This is a genomic window from Pantoea sp. JK (assembly GCF_026130245.1).
GTDB lineage: Bacteria > Pseudomonadota > Gammaproteobacteria > Enterobacterales > Enterobacteriaceae > Pantoea > Pantoea trifolii.
This window is the reverse complement of sequence record NZ_JAINFN010000003.1, coordinates 480919-492534: the sequence shown is the minus strand read 5'-3', so window position 1 is coordinate 492534 and position 11616 is coordinate 480919. Positions and strand designations below refer to the sequence as shown.

Sequence of the window (11616 nt, the reverse complement as noted above, 5' to 3'; positions counted from 1 at the left end):
CCTCCCTATTGCGCTGCTGCGTCAGTCATCGAAAGACTCACCGCATTGGCGGATGGCGTGTCATTGGTGTTGGCAGCGGTAGTGGTGACTTTCACCCCGCTGCGCACGCTTTGCAGGTTGTTCACCACCACGTTTTCCCCTTGCTGCAGGCCCGACGTTACCAACCATTCGCCTTTGATCATCTCGCCGGTGTGGATGCTGCGCTGCTCAATGGTGTTGTCGCTTTTCACCACATAGACATACGGCTGGCCTTTGGTGTCATGCATGATCGACTCTTGCGGCAGCAAAATGCCCTGCTGCTGAATGCCCTGCGGGAAGCTGGCGTGCACGTACATGCCAGGCAGCAGTTCGTTGTGTGGATTCGGGAACACCGCGCGCAGCACCACGGTGCCGGTGGCGGTATCAACGTTCACTTCCGAGAACGCCAGCTTGCCCTGCTCGGCGTACTGGCTGTTATCTTCCAGCGACAGACCCACTGCGGCGGTGTTGTCGGCCACTTTGGCGATTTTGCCGTCGGCCAGCGCGCGGCGCAGACGCAGCAGATCGGTGGAGGATTCGCTGACATCGACATAGATCGGATCAAGCTGAGTAATGGTGGCGAGATAATCGGTTTGCCCGTTGGTGACCAGCGCACCGGCGGTATACAGCGAGCGGCTGATGTGGCCGGAAATCGGCGCTTTCACCAGCGTGTAATCGAGATTCACCTTGGCGGTTTCCACATCGGCCTGCGCTTCACGCGCGGCGGCAACCGCATCGTCGTAGGTTTGCTGGCTGATGGCGTGCGCGTTGGCCAGCGGCTGATAGCGTTTCACCACCATTGCATCGTTCTGCCAGGTCGCCATCGCTTTGTCGTAGGCGGCTTTATAGGTGGCCGGATCGATTTGATACAGCGGCTGGCCGGCTTTCACTTCACCGCCCTCAGTAAACAGGATTTTTTCAATCACGCCGCTCACCTGCGGACGCACCTGCGCAGTTCTCACCGCCGTGGTTCGGCCTGGCAATTGGCTAACAAGCGTAACGGGTTGCGCTTTCAGGTTGACCACGCCCACTTGCGGGGTGGCGGATGCGGCGGGCTTTGCTCCGCCCTGGTCACAGGCTGCCAGTAAAAACACCACGCTGGCAGAAAGAATTTTCAGGCGCATAGTTGTTCTCTAAAAGATAGGAAGGGAATAGTCACGAAGGTAATGACTCAAAAAGTCATTGTAGGGAGGCGGGTTAAGCGAGGTTGTTAAGGTTGCGTAAAATATATTTTCCAAAGGAAAATGGTAAACCTCTCGTGCCATAAATCGTTGGGATTTTTAGCGTTTTGCGGGTTTTTGATGGGGACTACGTCCGTGCATATCGCACCGTAGGGTCGCCATTTATGGTGACCGTTCCGAAGGCTGCACGGTGCGGTCATTGGGAAGGTCGTCATAAATGACGACCCTACGGGGTTAACCTTTGGGTTCGATGCCGCGGCGGCGCAGCTCGCAGCGTGCCAGCTCTTTTAACCAGCACGACAGCGTAACGTTGTCGTCTTCGGTCACACTGCGCAGCTGTTCATGCAGCTCCGGATGAATACGTAACTGAAACGCCGAGGATCGGCCCTCGCCTTTTGGCGTGCGGTCTTTGGTTTTTGGCATTGCGGGTGGCCTCAACGAATCGCAATAAAAAATCGCCCCCTAAAGCGCTACCAACACTGTAAGGGGCTAGCGAACCGCCATGGAATGCGACATCGCGGTGCGTTACATACAGGTTACACAACCCGATATTTTTATGTTGCCGGGGAAGTGTTAAGACTCAGACAAGAGGTGTGAGCGAGTTCGCGCGGCAGTAAATAACAGGCAAAAAAAACCCACGCATCTGCGTGGGTCGGTGTAATAACATGGTACTGCCAAAGCAGCTTGTTTCACACCCATCAATACCTCTGGGATGTCCATATTGGCACCGTTGAGCCGGTGAAAGACAGGTGCAAAAAGCAACGGTGTTTGGGGAAGTGAAACGAGGTGTGAATATTCTCCACACCTCACTTACACTTTTGATTTAACTAAGATTTGTCTGAAGAAGGTTTACTGTAGATCGCGTCAGGTGCCACGTTCATGTGCTTGAGTACCGGGCCCATGATGTTGCCGAAGATCGGTGCCGCCACCGATCCACCAAAGTGATCGCCAGCAGTAGGATGGTTGATCATCACCACCAGCGCCACTTCCGGATGGCTGGCAGGCGCGATGCCTGCGGTGTAGTTGATATAACCGCCATCGTACTTGCCGCTGCTGCCCATCTTCTCTGCGGTACCGGTTTTGGTCGCCAGACGATAACCCGGCACCGCCGCTCTGACACCGGTGCCGCCCGGCAGCACGTCGCTCTCCAGCATATGCACCACGGTTTGTACCACCTGCGGATTCGCCACCTGCTTGCCTAACACCGGCGGCGTTACTTTGGTGATCGACAGCGGACGATAGACGCCGTACGAACCGAGCGTGGCGTATTCACGCGCAATCTGCAGCGGCGTAACGCGCAAGCCGTAGCCAAAGGCGAAGGTGGCACGTTCGATATCAGCCCAGCGCTCGCGGTGCAGCGGGAAGTAACCGACGCTCTCGCCGGTCAATCCCAGCCCGGTAGGTTTACCCAGACCAAATGCCTGATAGGTGTTAACCAGCGCTTCAGCGGGCATCGCCAGCGCAATGTGCGAGACGCCGATGTCACTCGATTTCTGCAGGATGCCGGTCATGGTGAGGCGCGGCCAGTGACCGACGTCGCGGATCAGGTGGCCGTTAACACTGTACGGCGTGGTATCGATCACCGAATCGGCGCGCACCAGATGGCGCTCCAGCCCTTCCATCACCACCAGCGGTTTCACCGTGGAGCCAGGTTCGTAGCTGTCGTTGATCGCCGAGTTACGCATCTGCGCCGGCGTGGCGTTTTCATAATTGTTCGGGTTGAACGACGGATAAGAAGCCATCGCCAGAATTTCGCCGGTATCGATTTTCACCAATACCGCCGCGCCCGAATCCGCCTTGTTGAGCAGCACGCCGTCGCGCAGTTTGCTGTAGAGCGTGAATTGGTCGAACTTGTCGATACTGAGCTGCACGGTTGGCGGCTGCTGTGGCGGCTGGTAATCGATCATCGCAATGATGTTGCCTTCGCCATCCTGACGATAAACCTCTTTGCCCGGATCGCCCTGCAGCACATGGTCGAAGCCCTTCTCGATGCCGTTCAGGCCGTTGCTGTCGGCTCCCACGATACCAATCAACGGCGCAGCCGCTTCACTCATCGGATAGAAGCGGCTGTCGTTGTATACCGAACTGATGCCTTTCAGTTTCAGCTCGGCGATATCCTTGGCGATGCCGAGTTCGATTTTACGGCCCAGATAGAGGAAACGTTTTTTCGGGTTGGCGGTAATGGCCGCGCGCAGATCTTCCGGACGCTGATTGAGCGCCGCCGCCAGATACGCCCATTTGGCGCTGGTGAAATCGGGATTCGCCTCCAGCACGCGCATTGGGTCGGCGATGATGTCACGCGCCGGAACGCTCAGCGCTAACGCCTGGCCGTCGCGGTCCAGCAAGGTGCCGCGGTTGGTCGGCAGCGTCACGGTACGCAGCGAGCGCTGATCGGCTTCGTGCTCCAGCATCGGATGCTTGATCAGCTGCAGGTCACCAACGCAAATCAGCAACAGCACCAGACAGCAGAAAACGCCGAGGCAAATCAGGCGAAAACGAAACGGGTTAAAGGGCGCTTTTATCTGGTCTTTTCCCAGAAATTTTTTAATTGGAGGCATAGCAATCCGCTGCGATGAAAATCAGGCTTAATGCCAGCAGTTATAAAGAAACGTAAACCGAGTTGACAGGAAAACTGTGTTTCAGTTCGTTAAGCAAAAAAAAACCTGCGCATCTGCGCAGGTCGGTGTAATCAAGAAAACTTTTTGATGTTCACCCATCAATACCTCTGGGATCCTGACTGTAGCAAGGTGGCACGCTGGGAAACCATCTCCTAAACGCAACAGTTACCGGCAAAATGTAACCAGCGATGAGATTATTCGTTGCCCATTCACATCAGATGTTTTTTGATTTCCACTAGGCAACTCATGGCGTTAGGGCCCTGGGTTAACGACGAGGTACCGATGTCTAATGTCAGTACATTCGGGTTGCCGGCGCGATCCCACGGTTGCCAGGCACGACCAAATCCGGGGTCGAACCAGGCTCCGGTGGCGATGATCACTACGCCCGGCGTTAAACCGTCGGTCAGGCGTACGCCCGCCAACATGCGACCACGCGCGTTGCTCACCTCAATCTCATCGCCATCCTGAATATCACGCGTTGCCGCATCCTGCGGATGCATATACAGCGTCTCATGTCCGGCAGTTTTGTTGCCTTGCACCGTGGCGGTGGCATCCATCTGGCTGTGCAGACGATCGGATGGCTGAATCGAGATCATATGCAGCGGAAACTCGGCGCTGAGCGGCGCACCTAGCCACTCCTGCGGCTCACGCCACTCAGGATGTCCGGCGAAATCATCCAGCTGATAATCGGCGATGGTCTGGCAGAACAGCTCAATCTTGCCGCTGGCGGTTTGAATTGGATGCGTTTCTGGGTTAGCGCGGAAATCATCCATAAACACGAACGGCTTGCCGCCTTCGGGAATCTCGACAAAACCGCGCTCCCAGAATTCCCCGAACTCCGGGAAGGGAATATCACGGCGCGCATGCGCTACCGCGCACTGTTGATACAGATGCTCAATCCACTGCATCTCATTGCGCCCTTCGGTGAACACCTCACGGTAGCCCAGACGATCGGCGATATCGGCGAAGATATCGAAATCGTTACGCGCCTGATGCTGCGGCTTAATCGCCTGATGCATCGCCAGCACGAAGCGATCGCGTGACGATCCGCCGATGTCGTTGCGCTCCAGCGTGGTGGTGGCGGGCAGCACGATATCCGCCATCTGCGCCGCTGGCGTCCAGACGATATCCTGCACAATCACGGTATCCGGGCGCTGCCAGCCTTCCACCAGACGATTGAGCTGCTGATGATGATGGAACGGATTGCCGCCCGCCCAGTGCACCAAATGGATATCCGGATAGTGCTGGGTTTCACCCTGGAATGCGTACGGCTGGCCGGGATTGAGCAGCATGTCGCTGATGCGCGCCACCGGAATCGACAAATTGCCCGGATTCGGGCCGGTGCTCATCATCGGTGCCGGACCGTCCTGACGCGGATTGCCGACGCTGTTCATCGAGCCGTGACCAAAGGAGAACCCGCCGCCCGGCAAGCCCGGCTGACCGAGCATTGACGACAGCGCAATCATCATCCAGTACGGCTGCTCGCCGCGATGGGCGCGCTGTACCGAATAGGAGCAGGTAATAAAGCTGCGTTTGCCAATCAGCTGCTGCGCCAGCAAAGCAATGCGCGCCGCCGGAATGCCGGTAATGCTGCTGGCCCACTCAGGCGTTTTGGCGATGCCATCGCTTTCACCGAGCAGATAGCCGCGCAGCTGCGGCCAGCCGGTACAGTGGCTGGCGAGGAAGCTTTCATCCAGCGCGTTATGCCTGGTGATTTCAAAACCCAGCGCCAGCATCAGCGCCACGTCGGTGTTCGGGCGAATCGGAATCCACTCGGCATTGACGAACGCCGGACAGTCATCGCGCATCGGGCTAATGTTAATGATTGGCGTGCCTTTGGCGCTAAGCTGCTCCAGCGCCGGTTTCAGGCTGTGCTGCCCCGCGCCGCCGGACGCCACCTGCGCGTTTTTCAGCGCCAGGCCGCCGAAGGCGATAAAGATGTCGGCGTGCTGCACCACTTCCGGCCAGTCGGTCACGCGGCCAGTGAGCGGCATGTAGGTGCCAATCACGTACGGCAGGAAGAACTGCGCCGCGCCCCAGCTGTAGTTGCCTTGCTGATCGACCCCGCCGCCGCCCTGAAAATAGAAGCGGCGAATCAGCGTGCGCGCGTGGTTGACGCGCCCGGCGGATGACCAGCCGTATGAGCCGTTGAAAATGCCCGATGCGCCGTAGCGATCGCGCACGCGGCGATTCTCTTCCGCCACCAAATCGAGCGCGGTATCCCAATCCACCGCCACGAAATCTTCCCGACCGCGTAAGGTGCGATCGCTGTTCTCGCGCGACTTCAGCCATGAACGGCGCACCATTGGCTGGCGGATACGCTTATCCGAATAGACCAGTTCAGGAATGGTGTTGAGCATCGGCGACGGATCGGCATCGGCGAAGAAGGGTTCACAGCCAATCAGGCGATCGTTTTCAGTGACGGCAGTGAATGCACCCCAGTGCGCCAGGTGTGGCACGCGAGTTTTCATGGTTTTTGGGTCCGGCAGGCAGGTGTGATTGTGTCTGGCAGCATAACATGAGCCTGTAACCGAGCTAAAGCGCGGCTGTGAGCGCCTGATTTTCCGTGCTTTTGCGACAGCGCTGGCATTCTGCCGGGTTGCTACAGGGTGGGTTTTCCGTAACACTGGTGGCATGTGTAAACGTTTTCCCGGATGTCGATAATCGCATGGCTACCATTAAGGATGTTGCCCGTATGGCTGGGGTGTCGGTTGCGACCGTCTCCCGCGTCATCAATAATTCGCCCAAAGCCAGCGAGAGTTCTCGCCTCGCCGTCACGGCGGCAATGGAGCAGTTGCAGTATCACCCGAACGCCAACGCACGCGCCCTGGCGCAGCAATCCACCGAAACCCTGGGGTTAGTGGTGGGCGATGTTTCCGACCCGTTTTTTGGCGCGATGGTCAAAGCGGTGGATGAAGTTGCGGGCCAAACCGGCAACTTTTTGCTGATTGGTAACGGTTACCACAATGAGCAAAAAGAGCGTCAGGCGATTGAGCAACTGATGCGTCATCGCTGCGCCGCCTTAGTGGTGCACGCCAAGAAAATCCCCGATGACGATTTAGAGATGCTGATGAAGCAGGTGCCGGGCATGGTGCTGCTGAATCGTCTGCTGAAAGGCTTTGAACATCGCTGCATCGCGCTGGATGACCGCTACGGCGCGTGGCTGGCTACGCGCCATCTGATTCAGCAAGGCCATACGCAAATCGCCTTTATCTGCTCTACTCACACCATTTCCGATGCTGAAGATCGTCTGCAAGGCTATTACGACGCGCTGAAAGAGCACGGTTTGCCGTGCAACGATCGTTTAGTGGCGTGGGGCGAACCGGACGAAGTGGGCGGCGAGCAGGCGATGACCGAGCTGATGGGACGCGGCAAGCAGTTCACGGCGGTGGCCTGTTATAACGATTCGATGGCCGCCGGCGCGCTGGCGGTGCTGAGTGATAACGGCATTCGCGTGCCGGAAGAGATGTCACTGATTGGCTTCGATGATGTGCTGGTGTCGCGCTATGTACGCCCGCGTTTAACCACGGTGCGCTACCCGATTGTCACCATGGCGCAACAGGCGGCGCAACTGGCGCTGGCGTTAGCCAATGGCAGCGAGATGCCGGAAGTGACCAATATGTTTAGCCCCACGCTGGTAAGACGGCATTCGGTGAGTGGGCCGGGTTAATTTGGGTTTGTGCGTGGTTTCCCTCACCCTGGCCCTCTCCCAAAGGGAGAGGGGACTGAACGAGTGCGTTTTTCACCTAATCATCCCCTCGCCCGCTTGCGGGAGAGGGTTAGGGTGAGGGACAACGCGCACCCATCACAACTCCCGCGAGTACACCTTCACCCGCACATCCGGGAACTCCAGCGCGTCACACTGATACTGCCAGCCAAAACGTTCGTAATAACCGCCAAAGGTTGACCATAACCACAGCTTGTCATGACCACGCTGCTGCGCGAAATCGATCACATGCTGCTGCAGCGCTTCGCTCAACCCTTTGCCGCGCGCGGACTCCTCGACAAACAGCGCCGCCACCCATGGTGTGAGATCCTGACGGCTGATCAAATCGCAGCGCCAGAATCCCACCGTGCCGAGCGGTATATCGCCATCAAGCGCCACAAAGGTCACCGGAAAATCGGCGCCGTTGAGGCTGCTGCGCACGATACTGTCGTAAAACTCACGCGACGTACCGTCGCCAAATGCCTGCCACAGCCAATCGGTGATCTGCGAGGCATGATGCGGCACCTCGCTGAGCGCGACAATCTTCATCAGATCAGCTCCAGCGCCAGCAGCTCCTGAATGGTCTGCGCACGACGAATTTCACGCGGTGCGCCATTCTCAAACAGCACTTCCGGAATCAGCGGGCGGCTGTTGTAGTTCGACGACATCGATGCGCCGTACGCGCCGGTATCGTGGAACACCAGATAATCGCCGACCTGCGCCGCAGGTAGCGCGCGGGTTTCCACTTTACCGCCTTCCAGCTGCGTGAACACGTCGCCCGATTCACACAGCGGACCGGCCACCACGCTCTCGACAGTGGCGTCGCCCAGCGCGCGGCCATCGACCGGCAGCAGAGAAATGTGGTGAAAGCTGCCGTACATCGACGGACGCATCAAATCGCTGAAACCGGCATCGACCAGCACAAAGTGACGGCTGCCCATCTCTTTCACTGCACGCACCTGCGACACCAGCACGCCCGATTCGGCCACCAGGAAGCGACCTGGCTCGATCTCCAGTTTCACTGGATGACCGAGATGCGCGGCGATACGCTCACGCGCGCCGTTCCACAAGCCGTAATAGTGCTGGGTATCAATGGCTTCTTCGCCAAAACGATAAGGAATCGACAAACCGCCACCGGCAGAAATCGCCTCGAGATCCTGGCCAAACGCCACCACCTGATCGACCATCGCGTCACACACCTGCTGCAGATGGCCGTAATCCACGCCGGAACCGATGTGCATATGCAAGCCGACCAGACGCAGGCCGTGCTGCTGAATCGCCGCCAGCGCCAGCGGCAGATCGCTATGCCAGATGCCGTGTTTGCTGTTCTCACCGCCGGTGTTGGTTTTCTGGCTGTGACCGTGACCAAAACCAGGATTGATGCGCAGCCACACCGCGTGGCCCGGCGACAGTTCGCCCAGTTGATGCAGCATATCCACCGAACCAGCATTGACCGGCACTTTTAGCTCGGCGATGCTCGTCAGCGTTGGCTGATCGAACACATCGGCGGTGAAGACGATATCTTCGCCGCCCGGCTGATAACCGGCGGCAATAGCACGCTCGATTTCGCCCAGCGACACCGAATCGACTTTGACGCCCGCCGCGCGCATCAGACGCAAAATGTGGATGTTGGAGCAGGCTTTCTGTGCAAAACGCACCACGTCAAAGGCGCCGAGTTGCGCAATACGCTGCTGAATGATCGCCGCATCGTACGCCCAGAATGGGCCAGAATAACGCTGCGCCAGCGGCAGTAAGTTGGCGGCAGTTAACGCGGTTTCGCTGTTGTTGAGTGGGCGTGGCATGTCAATTCTCCTGTGTCATTGAGGCCATTTAGCCACAGCGCATCAATTCAGAAAAATATCTGTTTTAGCGACATCTATACAAATATGATATGGATTCAGCGGAGGAGACGATGGCAAAAATTAACTGGCGACATATCGAAATTTTTCACGCGGTGATGACCAGCGGCAACCTGACGCAGGCGGCCACGCTGCTGCACACTTCGCAGCCGACGGTAAGCCGCGAACTGGCGCGCCTGGAGCAGCAGCTTGGCCTGCAACTGTTCGAACGCGTGCGTGGCCGCTTGCAACCAACGGTGCAAGGCTTGCGGCTGTACGAAGAGGTACAGCGCTCGTGGTACGGACTGGATCGCATTATGGATGCCGCCGAAGGATTGCGTCAGTTTCGTCAGGGCGAATTGTCGATCGCCTGCTTGCCGGTGTTTTCGCAGTCGCTGTTGCCGCCGCTGCTACAACCGTTTTTGCAGCGCTATCCGCAGGTCAGCCTGAATATTATTCCGCAGGAGTCGCCGCTACTGGAAGAGTGGCTGTCGGCGCAGCGTTACGATCTCGGTCTGACCGAAACCCAACACCCGCCAGCGGGTACCGAACGTGTGCCGCTGCTGACCTGTGATGAAGTGTGCGTGCTGCCGCCACAGCATCCGCTGTGTCAGCGCGAGGTGCTGACGCCACAGGATTTCCACGGTGAAAACTACGTCAGCCTGTCACGCAGCGATAGCTATCGTCAGCTGCTGGATTCGCTGTTTCATGAGCAGGATGTGGAGCGTCGTTTGGTGCTAGAGACGCACAGCGCGGCGTCGGTGTGCGCGATGGTGCGCGCGGGCGTGGGGATTTCGATTGTGAATCCGCTGACGGCGCTGGATTACGCCGACAGCGGTGTGGTGATGCGTCGTTTCAGTATTGCCGTGCCCTTCACCGTCAGTCTGGTGCGGCCGCAGCATCGACCGGCTTCGGCGCTGGTCGATCACTTCTGCGACCACCTGCAACAGCACGTGGCCGCGTTTCCACAACGTATTGCCGAACGGCTGGCTTAAGCGTTGACCGCTTCGCCCTGCCCGCCCGATTTACGGAAGGTGATCAGGCAGATCACCAAACCAACTGCCGCGAGTGCGGCAGCGGCAACCGGCACCGACGTCAGGCCATAACCTTTCTCGATCACCGCGCCACCGACCCACGCGCCGAGCGCATTGCCGACGTTGAAGGCGGAGATATTCAGCGTCGAAACCAGATTTGGCGCATCTTTGCCGTGGCGCACCACGTTAATCTGCAAGCCCGGCACGGTGGCGAAGGTCGCCATCGCCCACAGGAACAGCGTGATTTCCGCCAGCCACAGCGCATGGCTGGTCCAGCTGAACAGCAGCGAGAACAGCGCAATCAGCACAAAGCTAAGGATCAGACTGAACGACACTTTCCAGTCGGCCAGCTTGCCGCCGAGGATGTTGCCGACGGTCAGACCCGCGCCAATCAGGAACAGCGTCCAGCTGACACCGCGATCTGAGATGCCGGTCACCTCTAACAGCAGCGGCGCAATGTAGCTAAACAGCGCAAACATCGCCGCCGCAAAGAACACCGTCATCAGCAGCGACAGCCACAGTTTGCCGTTGGCCAGCGCGCTGATTTCACTCGCCAGATGCACCGGCTTCTCTTCTTTGTTGGTCGGCAGGCTCACAATCAGCGCGATAAAGGCGAAGATACCGATGATCGCCACGCCCCAGAAGGTGGCGCGCCAGCCAAACATCTGACCAAACCAGGTGCCGAGCGGCACGCCGAGCACGTTCGCCAGCGTCAGGCCGGTGAACATCAGCGCCACAGCAGAAGCCTGTTTACCCGGTGCCACCAGACTCGCCGCGACCACCGCACCGATGCCGAAGAACGCACCGTGACACAGCGCCGTCACCACACGCGCCAGCATCAGCAGGTTGTAGGTGTAGGCCAAAGCACAGAGCACGTTACCGATGATGAAGATGATCATCAGCAGAATCAGAGTACGTTTACGCGGCAGTTTGGCGGTCAGCAACGCCATGATCGGCGCGCCGATGGCAACGCCCAGCGCGTAACCGCTGATTAGCCATCCCGCAGAAGGAATCGTCACTTGCAGATCGCCCGCCACTTCGGGCAGCAATCCCATAATGACGAATTCCGTGGTGCCGATGGCGAACGCACTCAGCGCCAGCGCCAGTAATGCAACAGGCATAACACACTCTCCCAATAATTTTTTTGCAGGCGGACCGCACTGCGAGCGCAGTGCGGTTACAACAGACGCTTATTAAAATTTGAACTGCGTCACACCGTTA

The 11616-nt window shown here is 58.2% G+C and carries 9 protein-coding genes; 2 read left to right on the top strand and 7 right to left on the bottom strand.

The window, feature by feature from the left end; translation table 11 throughout:
• Positions 1–5: 5 nt before the first annotated feature.
• From PanJK_RS09780 to PanJK_RS09765, 4 genes are all read right to left on the bottom strand, one after another.
• Positions 6–1142 (bottom strand): efflux RND transporter periplasmic adaptor subunit, encoded by a 1137-nt coding sequence (locus PanJK_RS09780; protein ID WP_265299318.1) that lies wholly within the window; start codon positions 1140–1142, stop codon positions 6–8.
• A 291-nt stretch (positions 1143–1433) separates the two neighbouring features.
• Complete coding sequence (locus tag PanJK_RS09775) at positions 1434–1622, bottom strand: toxin-antitoxin system HicB family antitoxin (RefSeq protein ID WP_256697278.1); 189 nt, start codon at positions 1620–1622, stop codon at positions 1434–1436.
• A gap of 404 nt (positions 1623–2026) precedes the next feature.
• A complete protein-coding gene (locus PanJK_RS09770; RefSeq protein WP_265299315.1) occupies positions 2027–3757 on the bottom strand; it encodes a penicillin-binding transpeptidase domain-containing protein in 1731 nt (576 codons plus the stop codon).
• A 269-nt stretch (positions 3758–4026) separates the two neighbouring features.
• Positions 4027–6288, bottom strand: a complete 2262-nt coding sequence (locus tag PanJK_RS09765; protein WP_265299312.1) for a molybdopterin-dependent oxidoreductase — start codon at positions 6286–6288, stop codon at positions 4027–4029.
• Positions 6289–6485: 197 nt separating this feature from the next.
• Between PanJK_RS09765 and galR the strand changes: the two genes are divergently transcribed.
• Positions 6486–7487: an HTH-type transcriptional regulator GalR gene (galR, locus tag PanJK_RS09760; protein ID WP_036649453.1), complete on the top strand. Its 1002-nt coding sequence runs from the start codon at positions 6486–6488 to the stop codon at positions 7485–7487.
• A gap of 135 nt (positions 7488–7622) precedes the next feature.
• Here galR and PanJK_RS09755 read toward each other — a convergent pair whose 3' ends face one another.
• Together PanJK_RS09755 and lysA are read right to left on the bottom strand one after the other, a co-directional pair.
• Positions 7623–8072: a GNAT family N-acetyltransferase gene (locus PanJK_RS09755; protein WP_008108205.1), complete on the bottom strand. Its 450-nt coding sequence runs from the start codon at positions 8070–8072 to the stop codon at positions 7623–7625.
• Positions 8072–9325, bottom strand: a complete 1254-nt coding sequence (gene lysA, locus PanJK_RS09750) for a diaminopimelate decarboxylase (protein WP_265299307.1) — start codon at positions 9323–9325, stop codon at positions 8072–8074. The genes PanJK_RS09755 and lysA overlap by 1 nt, the downstream gene beginning before the upstream one ends.
• A 110-nt stretch (positions 9326–9435) precedes the next feature.
• On the opposite strand from lysA, the gene PanJK_RS09745 reads away from it, so the two are divergent.
• Positions 9436–10356, top strand: coding sequence for a LysR family transcriptional regulator (locus PanJK_RS09745; RefSeq protein WP_256697281.1), 921 nt, complete (start codon positions 9436–9438; stop codon positions 10354–10356).
• On the opposite strand, the gene PanJK_RS09740 is transcribed toward PanJK_RS09745, so the two are convergent.
• Complete coding sequence (locus tag PanJK_RS09740) at positions 10353–11516, bottom strand: MFS transporter (RefSeq protein ID WP_265299305.1); 1164 nt, start codon at positions 11514–11516, stop codon at positions 10353–10355. The genes PanJK_RS09745 and PanJK_RS09740 overlap by 4 nt on opposite strands.
• Between the last annotated feature and the right edge of the window lie 100 nt (positions 11517–11616).